Annotated in this window: 23 protein-coding genes; 16 read left to right on the top strand and 7 right to left on the bottom strand. The window is 68.1% G+C overall.

Annotation, left to right across the window (positions count from 1 at the left end; translation table 11 throughout):
- Positions 1–2 precede the first annotated feature (2 nt).
- From BLS56_RS27955 to BLS56_RS27985, 7 genes are read left to right on the top strand one after another with little or no spacing between them, the layout of a single operon-like run.
- A complete protein-coding gene (locus tag BLS56_RS27955; RefSeq protein ID WP_091456925.1) occupies positions 3–884 on the top strand; it encodes a P22 phage major capsid protein family protein in 882 nt (293 codons plus the stop codon).
- On the top strand, positions 881–1,147 hold the full coding sequence (locus BLS56_RS27960; RefSeq protein WP_091456928.1) for a hypothetical protein: 267 nt from the start codon (positions 881–883) through the stop codon (positions 1,145–1,147). The genes BLS56_RS27955 and BLS56_RS27960 overlap by 4 nt, the downstream gene beginning before the upstream one ends.
- Positions 1,148–1,151: 4 nt before the next feature.
- Positions 1,152–1,559 (top strand): hypothetical protein, encoded by a 408-nt coding sequence (locus BLS56_RS27965; RefSeq protein ID WP_091456930.1) that lies wholly within the window; start codon positions 1,152–1,154, stop codon positions 1,557–1,559.
- A 7-nt stretch (positions 1,560–1,566) separates the two neighbouring features.
- Positions 1,567–1,899, top strand: a complete 333-nt coding sequence (locus BLS56_RS27970) for a hypothetical protein (RefSeq protein ID WP_091456933.1) — start codon at positions 1,567–1,569, stop codon at positions 1,897–1,899.
- Between the two features lie 18 nt (positions 1,900–1,917).
- Positions 1,918–2,286: a hypothetical protein gene (locus tag BLS56_RS27975; RefSeq protein ID WP_091456936.1), complete on the top strand. Its 369-nt coding sequence runs from the start codon at positions 1,918–1,920 to the stop codon at positions 2,284–2,286.
- Positions 2,283–2,717, top strand: a complete 435-nt coding sequence (locus BLS56_RS27980) for a minor capsid protein (protein ID WP_091456939.1) — start codon at positions 2,283–2,285, stop codon at positions 2,715–2,717. The genes BLS56_RS27975 and BLS56_RS27980 overlap by 4 nt, the downstream gene beginning before the upstream one ends.
- Before the next feature lie 11 nt (positions 2,718–2,728).
- Positions 2,729–3,202 (top strand): phage tail tube protein, encoded by a 474-nt coding sequence (locus tag BLS56_RS27985; RefSeq protein WP_139191033.1) that lies wholly within the window; start codon positions 2,729–2,731, stop codon positions 3,200–3,202.
- 28 nt (positions 3,203–3,230) lie between these two features.
- Here the strand turns inward: BLS56_RS27985 and BLS56_RS27990 are convergent, their stop codons facing one another.
- On the bottom strand, positions 3,231–4,271 hold the full coding sequence (locus tag BLS56_RS27990) for a YaaC family protein (protein WP_091456944.1): 1,041 nt from the start codon (positions 4,269–4,271) through the stop codon (positions 3,231–3,233).
- 81 nt (positions 4,272–4,352) lie between these two features.
- On the opposite strand from BLS56_RS27990, the gene BLS56_RS27995 reads away from it, so the two are divergent.
- From BLS56_RS27995 to BLS56_RS28030, 9 genes are all read left to right on the top strand, one after another.
- Positions 4,353–4,850, top strand: coding sequence for a DUF7426 family protein (locus BLS56_RS27995; protein WP_175483082.1), 498 nt, complete (start codon positions 4,353–4,355; stop codon positions 4,848–4,850).
- Positions 4,851–5,056: 206 nt separating this feature from the next.
- A complete protein-coding gene (locus tag BLS56_RS28005) occupies positions 5,057–7,255 on the top strand; it encodes a phage tail protein (RefSeq protein WP_091456949.1) in 2,199 nt (732 codons plus the stop codon).
- A gap of 107 nt (positions 7,256–7,362) precedes the next feature.
- A complete protein-coding gene (locus tag BLS56_RS28010; RefSeq protein ID WP_091456952.1) occupies positions 7,363–8,124 on the top strand; it encodes a hypothetical protein in 762 nt (253 codons plus the stop codon).
- Positions 8,121–10,814 (top strand): phage tail protein, encoded by a 2,694-nt coding sequence (locus BLS56_RS28015; protein WP_091456954.1) that lies wholly within the window; start codon positions 8,121–8,123, stop codon positions 10,812–10,814. The genes BLS56_RS28010 and BLS56_RS28015 overlap by 4 nt, the downstream gene beginning before the upstream one ends.
- 1 nt (position 10,815) lies before the next feature.
- Complete coding sequence (locus tag BLS56_RS28020) at positions 10,816–11,352, top strand: hypothetical protein (RefSeq protein WP_091456957.1); 537 nt, start codon at positions 10,816–10,818, stop codon at positions 11,350–11,352.
- 99 nt (positions 11,353–11,451) lie between these two features.
- Complete coding sequence (locus BLS56_RS32840) at positions 11,452–11,583, top strand: hypothetical protein (protein ID WP_267463954.1); 132 nt, start codon at positions 11,452–11,454, stop codon at positions 11,581–11,583.
- Positions 11,583–12,503 carry a peptidoglycan-binding domain-containing protein gene (locus tag BLS56_RS28025; RefSeq protein WP_091456958.1) on the top strand — a complete coding sequence of 307 codons (921 nt, stop codon included), beginning with the start codon at positions 11,583–11,585 and terminating at the stop codon, positions 12,501–12,503. Before BLS56_RS32840 ends, BLS56_RS28025 begins: the two co-directional genes overlap by 1 nt.
- Positions 12,500–12,634 (top strand): hypothetical protein, encoded by a 135-nt coding sequence (locus BLS56_RS32845; protein ID WP_267463955.1) that lies wholly within the window; start codon positions 12,500–12,502, stop codon positions 12,632–12,634. The genes BLS56_RS28025 and BLS56_RS32845 overlap by 4 nt, the downstream gene beginning before the upstream one ends.
- 78 nt (positions 12,635–12,712) lie before the next feature.
- Complete coding sequence (locus BLS56_RS28030; protein WP_091456961.1) at positions 12,713–12,973, top strand: hypothetical protein; 261 nt, start codon at positions 12,713–12,715, stop codon at positions 12,971–12,973.
- Positions 12,974–13,030: 57 nt separating this feature from the next.
- Here the strand turns inward: BLS56_RS28030 and BLS56_RS28035 are convergent, their stop codons facing one another.
- From BLS56_RS28035 to BLS56_RS31835, 6 genes are all read right to left on the bottom strand, one after another.
- Positions 13,031–13,459, bottom strand: coding sequence for a hypothetical protein (locus BLS56_RS28035; RefSeq protein ID WP_139191034.1), 429 nt, complete (start codon positions 13,457–13,459; stop codon positions 13,031–13,033).
- 117 nt (positions 13,460–13,576) lie between these two features.
- A complete protein-coding gene (locus BLS56_RS28040; protein ID WP_091456966.1) occupies positions 13,577–14,002 on the bottom strand; it encodes a hypothetical protein in 426 nt (141 codons plus the stop codon).
- A gap of 2 nt (positions 14,003–14,004) precedes the next feature.
- Positions 14,005–14,592, bottom strand: a complete 588-nt coding sequence (locus BLS56_RS31025) for a NucA/NucB deoxyribonuclease domain-containing protein (protein ID WP_139191035.1) — start codon at positions 14,590–14,592, stop codon at positions 14,005–14,007.
- Between the two features lie 116 nt (positions 14,593–14,708).
- Entirely contained in the window at positions 14,709–15,521 is an 813-nt protein-coding gene (locus tag BLS56_RS28050) for a phosphotransferase family protein (RefSeq protein ID WP_228771993.1), read from the bottom strand.
- A gap of 92 nt (positions 15,522–15,613) precedes the next feature.
- The gene (locus BLS56_RS31830; protein WP_175483083.1) at positions 15,614–15,757 is read right to left on the bottom strand and encodes a hypothetical protein; all 144 of its coding nucleotides are present in this window, start codon (positions 15,755–15,757) and stop codon (positions 15,614–15,616) included.
- Positions 15,754–16,336: hypothetical protein (locus BLS56_RS31835; RefSeq protein WP_228771994.1), on the bottom strand; the 583-nt coding region annotated here is incomplete at its 5' end. The genes BLS56_RS31830 and BLS56_RS31835, both read right to left, overlap by 4 nt.

Consider the following 16,336-nt stretch of genomic DNA (forward strand, 5'->3'; position numbering starts at 1 on the left):
CCATGCCAAACCAGCTTCTCACCGTCGACGTGATCGCCCGCGAGGCGATTGCCACCCTGTACGAGCAGACCGTCATGGCCGGACTCGTGCACCGCGACTACGAAGGCGACTTCACCGGCAACAGCGGCGACACGATCAGCATCCGCAAGCCCGCGACGTTCGTCGTGAACGAGTTCGACCGGCAGACCGGCATCGTTCTGCAGGACGCTCGGGAGACCTCGACCACGCTCACCCTCGACAAGATCCCCGACGTCAGTTTCGCCGTGACCTCGGAAGACTGGTCGATGCGGATCACCGACTTTTCCGAGCAGTTCCTCACCCCGGCAATGGAGGCCATCAGCCAGTACGCCGACCGGCTCGTGCTCGGCCTACGCGCCGACGTCACCCAAACCGTCGAGTACGACCCCGTCGCGGCCAACGTCTCCGACGTGCTGCCCGCCGCGGGCAAGGTCCTCAACGACGCGAACGTGCCCCTTGCCGACCGGCGCGCGGTCGCCGACACCAGCCTGACGGCGTTGTTCCAGACCGACCCCCTGTTCACCCAGGCGCAGCAGGTAGGCGACGACGGAACCGCGCTACGCGAGGCGTCCATCGGGCGCAAACGCGGTTTCGACAACTACATGTCCCAGAACATCAAAGACGGCGTGTCGGTCGCGTTCCGGCGCGAGGCGTTCACCCTGGCAACCCGGACACTGCCACTCCCCCGCGGTATCGGCGCCGGACAGGGCTCGGTCGTGACCTACAAGGGCCTGGGTCTGCGGGTGATCTACGGCTACGACATGGCCAAGAAACAGGACGTCGTCAGCGTCGACTGCCTCATGGGCGTGAAGACCCTCGACCCCAAGCGCGCCGTACTGATCAAGCGGAAGGCCGCGACCCCGTGACCGCCTACCGCAACACCCGCACCGGAGAGGTTCACCGGCCCGAACCGGGCTCATGGATGGCCGAGCGCCTCGACGCACTGCCGGGCATCTGGCACCCGGTCGAGGTCGCCGACGGTGCCGCGCAGCCCGCGGCGCGGCCCTCGCGCACAGCCCGCAAGGCCGAGTGGGTCGACCACGCGATGTCGCGCGGCTACCCGCGTGCCGACGCCGAGAGCCTCTCGCGCGACGACCTCGCGCGACTGTTCGACGACGACCAGGACTAGCGCCGTGCGTGTCTACGCCACCACGGCCGACCTGGTCGCCTACGCGGGCGAGGCAGCGGTCAACGACGACTCGCCGCGGCTGCTCGCCCGCGCGTCTGAACGGGTCGATTCCCTGCTCGTCGCCGCCGTCTACGACGTCGACGCGCAGGGCAACCCGGTCGACGAGAAGGTGCGCAACGCCTTGCGTAGGGCGACGTGCGCCGTGGTCGAGTGGTGGGGCGAGACCGGCGACCCCGTCGGGGCCGGGGCGCAGTTCAGCGAGGCCGCGCTCGGCACCCTGCGACTCAAACGCGCCGACACCGCCCCGTCCTCGGATGTCGGGCCGAGAGCCGTGCTCATCCTCGCGACGGCCGGGCTGCTCTCGCACGCCCCGCTCGCCCCCGACAGCAGAGCACTGCCCGGCAAGCCGTGAGGGGGCAGTGATCCCTTTGAAGATCCCCGCGGTTCTGCTCCCGCACACGATCACTTTGCGCCCGTTCATCGGCACCGGCCCCTACGGCGACGTGCACGGCGACCCGGTCGTCATCCGCCGCGCGTTCGTCGAGGACCGGCGCCGACTCGTCCGCTCGACCACCGGTGAGGAAGTCGTCAGCGAGACCACCGTGCGCACCCGCCCGCGTGAACACATCCCGGTCGGATCGCTGGTCACCGTCTGGGCAGAAACCCCGCATGAACGCACCGCACGCGTGATCATCGCGGCACTGTTCGACCACCCGTCGAGCTGGACACACGTCGAGGTCGCACTCGCCTAACCGACCAGGGGGTGCGGCATGGCGGTCGAGATCACCGGAAACGGCGGCATCCGCCTCGAATGGGACGGCTCCCGAGTCGACGAGATCGCCCGCCAGGGCGCCGCGCGTGGGCTCGGCCTGGGTGCCGAGCACGTGCGTGGGGTGTCGGTCGACCGGGCGCCGCTGGACACCGCGGCACTACGTAACTCGGCGACCGCGAGCGTCGATGCCGAGTCGCTGACCGCGGCCGTGTCCTACGACACGCCGTATGCGGCGAGGCAGCACGAGGAACTCGACTACCACCACCGCACCGGCGGGCCGAAGTACCTCGAAAGCGCCCTAGCCAGCGAACGCGACGTCGTCGCCCGCCTGGTACAGGCGCAGATCCGGAAAGCGCTGGGCTCGTGAGCTGGACAGCCCGGCTCGCGCACGGGCTCGCCGAGCTGCTCGCCGACGCCGGGGTCGCGCTCTACCGGCCGACCGGGGTCTACCGCGGCGACGAGGTCGGCATCGTCCTCGGGACCGTGCCCGCGGCGCCGTCGAGCGTGCTCGTGCTCACCCCGTACCCGCTGGCCGACGACGTCGACCAGGCCGACAGCGTGCTCGGCCTACAGGTCCGCGCCCGCGCCGCCGGACCGGACCCCCGCCCGGCGCTCGACCTGCTCGACGCCGTGTTCGACGAGCTGCACGGCGCGACACACCTCAACCTCGGCGGCGCCTTGGTCCACCTCGCCCAACGCACCGCATCCGTGCCCCTGAGCCGCGACCAGAACGACCGCTACGAGCACGCCGACACCTACCAACTCACGGCCCACCGACCCACCCGATACCGCAGCTAGGAGGCTGCCCGATGGCTCTACGTTCTTTGCTGGCAAAGGATTGGGCGCTCGAAGTGGACACCCGCACCGGAGACGCCACCGCTCCCCAGTGGACGCGCGTCAACGGCTTGACCAGCTTCACCGAGACCACCGACGACAACACCGAGGACGACGGCGATTTCGACTCCGACGGCTGGGGATCGACCGTTGTCACCCAACGCACGTGGTCGATCGAGGCCGAGGGCAAGCGCAAGCGCACCGACGCGCAGGCATTCACCCCCGACCCCGGACAGGAAGCCATCCGCAAGGCCGGGCGCGTTGTCGGGTTCGCCGCCAACATTCGCGTGCGCTGGTATCGACGCGACGGTTCCCCGGACGCCTACGAAGGGACCGCGACCGTATCGGGGTTCACCAAGGGCGGCGCCGTGACCGATCTCGAACCGTTCAACTTTACACTCAATGGGCAAGGCCAACCTAACGAAATTACAAGCCCTACTCTCGATTAAACACTATTGAAAAGATTCGATTTGTCCGCTATAGCGACACCACCTCGATCGCACGAAGAATGAGACGCGGACAAATATCCAAAGCCAAGTCTTGCGCAAGCTCAAGCGATACAGCATCGGCGCTACGGTCGATCGTTAGATATTCAACCCAACTCGCCGGTGAGTAGCGCGCCAACATTGAGAGCGCAAAAAGTACAGCCCACCAAGAAATTAGTGGATGCAACGGTAAGTTGCCACCCGCCACGGAAGGGAACACAAACAAATCCTTCTGATCTCGATACGCAATCGTGAGCCGAGCCAGAAGTGCCGAGAAGTCGCGATCTTTCGGTATCGGCCACGTTCTCACCGTAGTAAATAGACCGGGTATTTCGTTAAAATATACTCCACCATCAACTTTTGACGAAGAGCGCAACGCCGGATAGTTTCCAAGAAAGTCTTCCACGCCTTCCGGACTATCTACCGACACAGCTTCATGTAGCACCTCCGAGGTGACCGTGAAGGAAATATACTTGCTATCATGAGCGAGCGGATGCTGCTGAAGGTGTAACGGAGGAAACCCTGGTTCCGACGAACTAAGCGGGTGATGCGTCAGTTCGGGGATTGCTTGCCAAAACTTCCCAAGCGTCACACCGTCACCCAATGTCGACGAGTTTAATACTCGCGCAAGAGTGACAAAGCTCCCTCCCTTTGTGTCTGCAAACTCAAGCGCGCTCAATCCCGGGCGATCATCGAGATTGGTCTGCCGTATGCCATGACCACGAAGAAGATAGCTCTTCTCATCGAGCGAACGAGCGGCGGCGGCAATGGCGCGCCCGGCTTGGCTAAGGCCATAGAAGAGCAGGAGCGGACGACTAGCCCAATCCACTTTTGAAGCTGCGGAAAACAACTGTTGAGCTTGTTCGAGAGAGGCGCTAAAAACTTCGCGCCTCTCTCCAGTTACTGCCAGTCCTGGAGGATTATGACGAAAGCTTCTAATCTGTCTCCAGACTGCGTCTAGCGGCGCCCTCGATAGAGAGCCATGCGTCGGCATCCCACTAACAGCAAACCCGAAGGGCGACCCTGAATACATTCCGCCATCCTTTCACTCATTTTGCATCCACTTATCCACTACGTCAATTCCTGCCCGTAGCATCCCATCGGAAGGTTCAAGATGCCATTTCGTGACTTGGGTGAGCTGCTCGACGCCGGGCTCAAGCTCCCGATCCGGGGCAAGGTCTACACCGTTCCGCCGGTCGACGCCGAGACCGGCCTGCGGCTGCAACGGCTCGCCGAGATCGCGGCGCAGGTTGCCGACGCCGCGGAGAACGGCGAGTCGCTCGACGGGGTCGTGCTCGATGACGCCGCCGAGGTCGACCTGTACCGCGACGCGCTCGGCGCCGCCTACGACGAAATGCTCGCCGACCGGGTGCCGTGGCCTGCGCTGAAACTGGCCGGAGTCACCGCCTGGCTCGACGCCGCGGTGTCCCGTGAGGCCGCCGAGGCGTATTGGAACGCGGCAGGCTCCCCGGAAGCCTCGGCCGGGAATCGGGCGACACGCCGAACGGCGGCCCGATCGACCCGGCAACCGGCATCCGCGAGTGGTACGACCCGCACCCGCAAGGCCACCACGGCGAAGACAGCGTCGGGCACACGTGGGCGGAAATCCTAGAACGGTGGTCGCTGGTCGAGGCTGACCTGCACGAGGTCTACGGGGTCGACGTCGAGTCGGGTGTCTTGCGTGCCCGGTCGTGGCGTTGGCTGCGTGTTCGCATCGTCGGGTTGCTCTCGTGCGAGTCCCGGCTCGCTCGCGCCCTCGCACCTCCCGAACAGCGTCGCTGACCGGCGCTGATCAGCACGCCTCGGGGGTGATCCCCTGTGGCGCTGACGATCGGCGAGTTGACCGGGTATCTGCGGATCGACGCCTCGGCGTGGCGGCGCGGGCTCGGTGACGCGCGGGCGGCGCTCAGGCGCGTCGCGCGGGACTCGGCGAGCGACCTCGACAGCTTGGCCGAGGGTGCCCGGTCCGCGGGCACGCGGGCGGGGCAGGCGTTCGTCGGGCTGGCCCTGTCGATCGCCAAGGTTGCGGGCGCCATCGCCACCGCTCAAGGCGCGATCCCCGTGATCGTGGCCATGGGCGGGGCGCTGGCCGTGCTGCCCGCGATCGGGGTCGCGGTCAAGGTCGGGATGTTCGCCGCTCAGGTGGGCATGACCGGGTTCGGCGACGCGCTCGCCGCGGTCGACGACCCCGCCGCGTTCGCCGAGAGCCTCGGCAAGCTGTCCCCGGCGGCGCGCGAGACCGCGGTCGCCGTGCGCGACCTGGCGCCCGCGTGGCGGGAGGTGCAGCGGGCGACGCAGCAAGCCTTGTTCGCCGGGGTCGCCGAGCAGGTGCGGGAGTTGGGCGGGGCGTATCTGCCTGTCTTGAAAACCGGGCTGTCCGGGATCACGACCGAGTTCAACAGCGCCGCCCGCGGCACGGGCGCGTTCTTGGGGCAGTCGCAGCAGGTCGCGACGGTCGGCGGGATTTTCGGCAACGTCCGCGCCGCGATCGGCGAGACGACCTCGGCCGTCCCGGCGCTGGTGTCGATCCTGCTCGACCTGGTCGCGGTCGGCTCGGAGTTCTTGCCGAACCTCTCGGGTGGGTTCGGCGACGCTGCGCAGCGGGCCGCGGAGTTCGTGCGCGCCGCCCGCGAGAGCGGACGGTTGCAGGAATGGATGTCGTCGGGGCTGTCGACGCTCGGCGACCTGGGCAAGGTTTTCGGGAACCTGTTCGCCATCGTCCGCAGTGTGTTCGGCGGGCTCGACACCGGCGGGGTGTCGCTGCTCGACACGCTGCTGCGGGTCACCGGTGGCGTGCGGGAGTTCCTGGAGTCGTTCGAGGGGCAGCAGGCGCTCGCCGCGCTCGGCGAGCTGCTCGGCACCGTGTCCACAGTGGTCACGTCGGTTCTGTTGACCGCGCTACGGCAACTCGCGCCCGTGGTCGTGGCCTTGGCGCCGGGATTCGCGCAACTGGCGACACAACTCGGTTCGAGCCTCACCTCGGCGCTGACCGCGGTCGGGCCGTTGCTGTTGGGCCTGGCAGGGTTTCTCTCGGCCAACGCCGGATGGCTTGGGCCGCTCGCGATCGGCCTTTACGCTGCCGCGCAAGCGTTCGGCATCGTCTCGACCGCGGTGCGCGTGTTGAACGTGATCAGCTCGGCGAACCCCTGGGCGCTGATCATCGCCGGGACGATCGCGCTCGCGACGCTGATCGTGACCAACTGGGACACGATCACCTCGGCCGTGGGCGCCGCGTGGGATTGGCTGGTGAACGCCGGTAAAGCGGCGTGGGAGTGGATCGTGGGCGTGGTCCGCGGCGCGGTCGACTTCCTCGTCGGGCTGTTTCTCAACTGGACATTGCCGGGTTTGATCATCAAGCATTGGGATTCGATCGTCGCGGGTGTGCGGGCCGCGGTTCGGTGGGTGCTCGACGCCGTCGGGTGGCTGGGGCAGCTTCCAGGGCGCGTGGGCGCCTGGTTCGGTCAGGTCAAGGACTGGATCGTTCGCAAGTGGACAGAGGCTGTCGACTGGGTGCGTGGTGTCCCGGGTCGGGTCCTCGACGCGCTCGGCAACCTGGGAAGCCTGCTGGTCAATGCCGGGGCCGACATCATTCGCGGGCTGATCAACGGTTTCGGGTCGCTGGCGGGCGCGATCAAGGACAAGTTGCTGGGGTTGGTCCGGGGCGCGTGGGATGCGGTGCTGGACTTCTTCGGCATCGCCTCGCCGTCGCGGTTGGCCGCGCGTGCGGGTGAGCACGTGGGCGAGGGGCTCGTCATCGGGTTGGGCCGCATGTCCGGCGCGGTGAACCGCGCTTTCCTCGACATGGCGGCGGTTCCGCCGATTCCGAGGGTGGTCGTTCCCGCGCCGCGGGTCGCCGGAATGTCCGGGGCGGGCTGGGCGGGCAGTCTCGCCCCGTTCGATGCCCGGGGCACGGGTGGCCCGGTTGTGCATGTGACCAACCACTATCCGCAGGCCGAGCCGACCTCGACCACGGTCAACCGCGGGTTGCAGTACGCCGGGGCGCTGGGGGTGATCTAGTGGCGACCTACACCGTCGATGGTGTGCCGCTGGATCATCCTGCCGGGTGCTGGAAACTGCTTGCCGCGACACAGGTTCGCCCGTTGCCGGGTGCGCGTGGGGCGTCGGTGGCCGTGCCCGGTCGCCCGGGTGAGCTGCCGCTCGTCGGGGCGGATGTCGAGGCGACCACGGTCGGGCTCTCCCTCGGCGTCACCGGGGCGAGTCCCGTCGGTGTCGACCAGGGCGCCGCGGGGCTCGACGCGAACCTGCAGGCGCTCTACGGGTTGTTCGGGGTGCGGCACCGGCTGCTCGACGTCCGGTACATCCCGGCCCTGGGTGCGGCCGAGGTCGGCGCCGAGGCCACGGTGACCGCGGCGTCCGAACCGCAGGTGTGGATGGGGGCCGCCCGCGCCCGCCTGGCCGTGGTGCTGCGCGTCCCCGGCGTGTTCTGGCGCGATGTCTCCCCCTCGACCTGGTCGACAAGGACTCTCGGCGCACCGGTGCGGGTGAGCGCGCTCGACGGGTCGACCGCGCCGGTTCTCGACGCGGTTTTGCGCGTCACCGGACCGGTGACCGGGCTGCGGATCACCGACACTGTCACCGGCGGGTGGCTGTCCTACCCGGTCACGTTGCCCGCGGGGCGGGCGCTGCGCGTCCACTGCGGACGCATGGACGCCCACGAAGCCGCCTCGATCACCTGGGACGGGACAGCGGCGAACGCGACCGGCCGTGTCGTCACCGGCGGCCCGGGATCGGGGTTCCGGTTCCTGGCGCTGACCCCGCGCCCGGTGACATCCGTGCACGACCGTGGTGTGCAGGTGCTCGTCCAGGGCGCCGACACCACCGACGCGACGCTCGTCGAACTGCGGGCAAGGAGAGCGTTTCTATGACCGGTTTCGATGTGCGGCTCGTCGCCCACGCCCCGAACGGGCCGCGGCTCGGCGTCCTGCCGACGCCGTTGTCGGTCGAGGTCGGCGTGCCCCTCGACGATGTCGGCTCGCTGCGGCTGTCCTACGCCGCAGGCGCACCGGGCGCGGCACTGCTCGGTTCCCCGGTCGAGGTCGCCGTCGAGACCTACAACCCGGACACCGGGGCGTGGGCCGAGATCGACGGCGCCCGATTCCTACGCATCAAACGGTCCGGGAACCTCACCGATCCGACCGGCGCCCGCGCGTTCGAGCTGCCCGCCTACGCCTGGTTGCTGCGCAAAGCACGGTTGTACCCGTCCTCGTTCGACAACGCCGAGGGCAAGCGCCCGTTTCCGTCCGCGACCCCGGGAACGATCCTCGCGACGCTGCTCATGACAGCCCGCGGACGCGGCGCGCTACCCGGATTGACGATCGACTTCGGGCCGAGCGAGGACAGCGCCGGGCAGCCCTGGGCGAAGGTGCTCACCATCGCCTACGAACCCGGCATCGACGTGTACACGGTGCTCGACAACCTCGCCGAGCAGGGCGTGATCGACTGGACCACGGCAGGGCGGACGCTGCGCGTGTTCAACGCCGACACCGCCCTCGGCCGCGACCTGGCCACCGGCGACACCCCGGTCGACCTGCGTCTGGGCCGCGACATCGTCGACGCCCCGGACACCGCGACACTCGAAGACCTCGCCAACGCCGTGTACGTCAAGGGCGACGGCGCGGCACGGCTGGAACTGGTCAACCCGGACGCGCCGACCCCGTGGGGGCGGTTCGAGGGGTTCATCAGCCAAGGCGGGGTGCGCGACGAGGGCACGATGCGGCTGCTCGCCGAGGCCGAACTCGACCGCACCGGCCGCGAGCGCGTGCAGATCACCCGCGGACTCGTCGCGGGTCGGTGGGCGCCGTTCCGCGACTACCGGCCGGGCGACTACGTGCTCGCCCCCGACGACACAGGAACGTTGGCGCCGTTGCGGGTCCAGCAGATCACGATCACCCGCGACCAAGCCGGGGCGGTCACCGGGAACGTCGTGCTCAACGACCGGTTCGTCGAGCGCGAGCTGCGGCTCGCGAAACGGACCGCGGGCATCCTCGGCGGGGCGAGTGCCGACGGCGGATCGGGCGCCCGCCCGGCCCCGGAAGGCCCCGACCCCCGCCAACCCGCCGCACCGGCCGGGTTGATCGTCGCGTCCACGGCCTACCTCGATTCCGACGGCGCCGCCCGCGGGCAGATCACCGCCACATGGGGCACCGTCGACACCGCCGTCGACGGGACCGCGATCGAGGTCGCCGGGTACGACGTGCACCAACGGCCGAACACGGTCGGGGTGCCGTGGGCGAAGCTCACCGAGACCACCCACCCGGACAACACCGCGACCGCGAGCCCCTACGACGTCGGCGCGCAATGGGCGTTCCGAGTGCGCGCGATCTCCCGCGCCGGGGTCCTCGGCCCCTTCTCGGCCGTGTCCGCGGTGACCATCGCCGCGGACGCCGACCCGCCCCCGACCCCGTCGGCGCCGGTCCTGTCGACCCGGCTCGGCGTGATCCACGTCGAGTGGAACGGCCAAGGCGCGCAGGGCGAGACGATGCCGCCGGACTTCTCCCACCTCGACGTCTGGATGAGCACCGGAACCGGCGACCCCCTGCGGGTGAACCGAATGGAAGGCGCCGGGTCGGTCGTGGTCACCGACCAGCCGTACAACACCACCCGAACGTTCTGGTTCACCACGCTGGACCGTTCCGGCAACACCTCCCCCGCGTCCCCCGCACAATCCATCGCCACACAGCCACTGGTCGGGGGCGACCTCATCGGCACGGTCATCCGCGGCGACCACATCGTCGCCAACAGCGTCACCGCCGACCGGCTCGCCGTCGGCTCGGTCACCGCCTCGGCCATCGCCGCGAACGCCGTCACCGCCGACAAGCTCACCGCGACCGCGATCGACGGCCGCACCATCACCGGCGCCACCGTGCGCACATCTCCGGACAACCCGCGGGTGCAGCTCGACGCCGACGGGCTGCACGCTTTCAATTCCGCGGGCGCTCGCACCGTCGAGGTCTCCGCGGCGACCGGCGCGGCCACGGTCACCGGCACCTTCCAGACCGGCACCAGCGGCAAACGGGTGCGGATCGACCCCGAGATCACCGCCGGACGCCCCGGCATCGTGTTCGAGACCGGCAGCAGCGCCTACCCGAACCCGCCGTCGCTCTTCACCGACGCCGACGGAGAGCAAGAGGGCATCCTGTGGATGTCCAGCGCCGAGCGGGTGCTCAACAACACCGGCCGCGCCGAGATCCAGCTCTACCCCGGTGGCGGCTGGCGAATCGGCAAAGCATTCGGCGACACGAACACCGCCGTGTCGCTGAACGCTCCCGGTGACGGGCGACTGCACATCGACGGCATTCTTCCCCGCGGCATGACACCTAACCGAATGCTCGGGTTCGGCATCACCCACATCAACCCCGGCGCGTTCTCTGTCCGCATCGACCACGGCGCGACCGTGACCGCCGGATCACCCGTCCCACATTGCACCATCGTGACCGGCGCGCCGCAGGACGGCGTCACCTGGGGCGTGACCCGCTGGGACAACCGCGGTTTCCAATTCAACTGGTCGAAAGGCGTGGAAATAGATATCCACTGGCTGATCATCAGGAGCGCCTGACATGCACATCACGATCACCGGCGCCGAGATCACCGACGAGCACGGACTCGGCCCCTGCTACCGCATCACCCAACGCACCGACCACGGAACCGAGCTGTACATCCTGCCCCGCTCCGCGGTCGCCGCGGACATGGAACTGTACGGCGTCGACGACCCGCTGCACGTGCTCGACTGGCGCCTACACGGCTACCGCGCCACATCCCCGACCCACCTCGACCCCTCACTACGGGAAGCCGTCGAAGCGCAACGGGTCCAAGCCATCGCCCGCGAAGGCCGCGCCCACCTCGCCGCCGGACACGCCACCCAGCCGCGCACCCTCGCCGCCGACCTCGGCCACACCGACGCCGAAGTCGACCGCCTCAAAACCCACGCCCGGCGCCTGCGCGACATCCACACCGCCGCAATCAAAACCGACGTCCACATCACCGACGACAACGGATACGCCGCACTGCGCGCCCTGGTGCTCGCCGACGCGAACACGATCGAGACCGAACGCGCGCGGTACCGAGAACAACTCGACGTACCACTGAACGCCTAAATCCGTTCTCCCCAATCTTGCCCCCATAGCGGGGGCGGAACCCGCGCGCCCGATTCCGGGTGCGCGCGCCGTTTCGGCATTTTCCGAAGAGAGGAACACATGAGCATCGGGGACTTTCCCGACGTGATCGTCGACGACAACACCCCACCCGTCCCCGAGGACGTGAGCGACTTCGCCGCGGCCGAGGACGACGACCCGCAAGCGCACATGAGCGATCAGGAGGTGGGGTAATGGGCTACCGGCTCGCTCGTGCGCTCGCGGTCTTCCGCGACGAGGTCAACACCCGCTGGCCCAACCGAGACCACGCCTCCGACGGGTGGATCGGCGACGCCGCGCACGCCACACGCAACTCCGACCACAACCCCTGGGTGAAAGACGGCAACGGGGTCGGCGTGGTCCGCGCCTACGACATCGACGCCGGAACCGGCGCCAACACCGACATCGGCCTGTGGCTCGCCGAGCACGTGCGCACCCTCGGCCGCGCCGGACACCCCGCCCTCGGCAACGGTTCCTACGTCATCTCCGCCCGCCGCATCGCCTCCCCCAAGTCCGGATGGGCATGGCGCGCCTACACCGGCAACAACCCGCACACCTCCCACACCCACGTGTCCGTCTCGCTCGCCGCGGGCGGCTACGACTCCGGGCAAACGTGGGGAATCACCGGTGGCGGGGGCACACCGCACCCATCACCCGCACCGGGCGCGCGGCCGACCATCCGAAACGGTGCCCGCGGCGACGCCGTGCGCGAGGCGCAGCAGCGGCTCGCCGCGCACGGGTTCGCCCCCGGCGCGGCCGACGGCGTGTTCGGCACCCGCACCGTTGAGGCGACCAAGCGATTCCAGACAGCCTGCGGGCTCACCGCCGACGGCATCATCGGGCCGCGCACCTGGGCCGCGCTGCTCACCGCGCCCCCGGCGCCCGCCCCGGTACCAGGGCAGCGCCCGACCATCCGGCGCGGCACCACAGGCCCGGCCGTGTCCGAGGCGCAACGCATCCTCAACGCCTGGTACCCGACCATGCCGCGGCTCGCCGTCGACGGCGCATTCGGCCCCTCGACCGAGGCCCGCGTCAAACACATGCAGCGCGCCGCCGGTCTCGCCGTCGACGGCATCGTCGGCCCGGCCACCTGGCGCCGACTACTCGGCACATGACCCGCACGCGCACCGTCGCCGCCGCGCTCGCCCTCGCGCTCGTCACGCTCGCCGCCCGCGGCTGGGTCCGCCTCGGCCGCGTCGAGGCCGAACTGCGCGCGGCCGACCACGAACTCGCCCACCGCGACTAAACCCGCACGGCAAATCAGTCACTCGAACACCCGTTCGAGTTGTCCACACCCCTTGTCCCCACCTGTGGAGGAAACCTCATGTCCGACCGTCTCGTCTCCTGGCTGCGCACCGTCGTCCCCGTCGCGTGGTCCGCGCTCGTCGCCTGGCTGGTCAGCCTCGGCGCACCCGACTACCTCACCACCGCACTCGGCGGCGCCGCCGAACTGCTCGTCGTCCCCATCGTGGTCGGCGCGGTCTACCCCATCGCCCGCACCATCGAGACCCGCCTGCCCGACTGGCTGACCCGCGTCCTGCTCGGCTCGGCCAAACCACCCACCTACCGCCGCACCGACCACTGAACGCAACGGCGCCCCCCACACCGGTCGGTGCGGGGGGCGCCGTGTCGTGCCCTCAGGTCAGATGTTCATCCAAGCGCCGTCCGGCATGTCCGGATCGGCGTACTCCGGGAGATAGACCGTGATGTGACGGATGTTCTCCCGCTCACGATCGTTGACCGTAAGCACGGTCTTCCACTCGGCGGCGGTACTCGACAGGGCAAGCACGGGCAGACTCGTCGTCCCCGGCGCAGCGATGGTCAGCGCACCCAAGCGCAACGTGCCATCGAACAGCACGATGTCGTCGCGCCCGGGGTCCCCGTCGCGGACATCGACAGTGACAAAGTCCGAACGGTCCGTCAACCCGACATACACCATCGACGACGACACAGCGAATCCTTGCGCGATATCATCGTCTGTCCACTCCGGCCACGTATCCGGGTCAGTCGTGTAATCACCGATCGCGACCTGAGAATGGGCCGGAAAGATCGGCAGACGTACTATCAACATCGCTACCCCTTGTAGGTTTCTTGCGGGATCTTGTCACCGCCACACCGCCACACCGCCCGGTGAACGTGATGGTGCCCCGCGCCGGTCGGTGCGGGGCACCATTACGTGCGCTCGGGCTCAGATGTTCATCCAAGCGCCGTCCGGCATGTCCGGGTCAGCGTAGTGAGGAAAGTAAACCGACACGTGCCGAATATTCGAGCGATCCGTATCGTTGACGACGATAATAACCTTCTGTTCCCCGGAGTCCGGCAGCAGAAAAGACTGCACGGTCGCCGTTCCGCCACCGGTGATACTCAGCGTGCTTACATCGAGCATCCCATCGAATAGAACCGTCTCACCAGCTTCCGGATTTCCGTCTCGGATGTCGACAACAACGAACTCCGGAGTGTCGTTAATGTCGATAAAAATCATTCCCGGTGATACGGCGACACCACGCTCGAACTCTTCATCGGTCCATTCCGGCCAGGTGTCGGGGTCCGACTTGTAGTCGCCGAGACACACCTGACCATGGGACGGGCGGACCGGCTGACGCAACAACAGCATGGCTATCCCTCGAACTCTCCGGTAGCGATCTTGTCAGGGTTGATGATGACGACCAGGAACTCGTCACCGTCCTGTAGTTGGTTTACAGTGTAGGCGCGGCCGATCGCGCCGCCTTGTCGGTTCTGCTCGATGATGGGTACGCCCTGGGTGCTCGCACCCGCCCCACCCTCTTTTGCGGACTTGAAGGGGTATTCATCGCACGACAGAGGTTTAAGCTCGGCCAGCCGGGCAGGCGTGCACACTGCTCGGTTGTTCGCGTCGCGCGTCTTCTGGTCGACTTCGTAATGAAGCAAAGCCGACTGCCCGCTTGACCACGCCATTGATATATGGCGGGCGATGTGCGGCATTTTCTCGGCGTCGATCGGGACCACTGGTAGATCCTCGCACCGCCTGTCCTTGGTGAGCTGTTCGGGTGCGCACTCCTTGACCCGGTCTCGAAAGGCGGGCGGGACTAGGATTCCCCCGGCTTCCGACTCGCCGATTCCTATCAGGTCAAGCACTTCTTGCCCGATGTCGGTTTGAGTCGTCGCGATGACGATTCCACCGATAATCAGGATGGGCAGTAATCCGCTTTTTGTTTTCGTGCTCACGTATCCCCCTCAGTGACATGCGAGAACCGGCTGACCGCTGTCCGCGAGCGTGGCAGGGCACGCCGACGAAACGGCCCACGTTTCGCGGGTCGACCGGAAAAATGAACCTGATCGGCCTAGCTGGGTGTCGAAACCCCGCGAGCGTGCGCCCACCGCTGAGCGGCCGAGGACATGCGTTGTGTCCAGTCCTGTGGGTCATGGCCCGCGATGTCGTCCCACAGTCGGACGTTGGCCAGAGCGAACAAGTCGAGTCCTTCGGGCGTCGCGGTCTTCCACGCGCGTGTCCGTGCGGCGTGCGCCTCGGCCTGGTCCGGTGTGTGCCCGAATGCGATGAGCCAGACGAGCAGACAGGCGGGGTCGATCCACGGGGCGCCGCGAGTCGGCCACGCCCAATCAACGATGCGCGCGGTTCCGTCGTCGACGACGAGAAGGTTCGACGGCCTGTAGTCGGTGTGCAGCAAGGCCGATCCGGCGAACGGGGAAGGGTCGTTGCCGTCAAGGTAGGAACGCCACCGGTTTTCGTCCTTGATCGGTAGATCAGGACACGGCAGCGCGCCGAGAGCATCGACTGCCGCGACCACGGCGGGCAGGTCGGGCGAGCCGGGCGCGTAGTCGGGGTGACGCCCCTCGACGTGCTCGAACCCCAGCACGTCCCACCCTGCGGTGTCCTCGATGTGCCACAACAGAGCGGGCGCCACCGGTCGAACATGTGGGTTGATCATGGCTTCCCGACCCTGGGTGACGACCCCGGCGTGGTCGTTGGGGGTGCCCTTGACGAACACGACCCGGTCCGTGGTGCGCAGGGTCGCCGCGAGAGGGGAGTTCATCCCCTCCGAGACGGTGCGCGCGTCGAGAATCTCCCCGGTGCGCGCGGTGATCGCGTCGCGTAGGGCGTCGGGGAGGTCGAACCATTCGGTGCGTTGGCGCATGAGTCCTCTCGGATGCGATGCCCGCCTCTGGCGGGCAGGTTAGCGGGTGGGCCGGGTGGTCGAGCGCGTCCGCGCCCGACCACCCGGAGATGTCACGCGTAAGGGGCGTCGTCCCCGGCCGAGCAGTTGCAGCGGTCGAAAGCGCCAAGCGTCTCGACGTCGTCGACCAGCTCGATCTCGGCGTCGCCGATGGGGCGCCGGGTCAGCTCGATCACCACAGGTGCTGTCGCGGTCATGGGTTCACCTCCCCTCCGTGTTGGCAGTAACGGGTCAGGGGGGCTTTGGCCTCTTGGTAGAGCTTGGCCAGCGGGCGACAGGTGAAGCACGATCCGGCCAGCGCGCACCCGGAGCAGCCGCCGGTACGGCCCATCAACACGTCCGCGATCTCGCCGAGCCTGCCCAGGCCGCCGATCCCCTCGTCGAGCAACGACACCGCGGGATCGCGGCCGATCTTGCACATGCTCGCCTCACCGTGCGGGTTGACGTGAAAGTGCGTGTGCCCCGCGCCGCACCCGGTGAACGGCTTCCGGCCGCGCTCGAAAGCAACCGCCTGCGAGGGCAGGGTTTCGCCGCCGCCGTAGATCGTGGGCGAGATGTTCGTGTACACGGTGTACGGAACGCCGAGGTTCTCGGCGAACGCGCGCATGGCGTCGAGTTCGTGCTCGTTGTGACTCGTGATCACCAGATTGAGGTTCACCGGCAGCCCGACCTCGACGGCCGCGGCGAGCCCGAGAGTGAACGACTTGAACGAACCGCGCCGCCGAGTCAGCGAGTCGTACGACTCCGCGGTCGCCCCGTACACGCTGACTGTGACC

The sequence above is a fragment of the Actinokineospora iranica genome (assembly GCF_900101685.1).
GTDB lineage: Bacteria > Actinomycetota > Actinomycetes > Mycobacteriales > Pseudonocardiaceae > Actinokineospora > Actinokineospora iranica.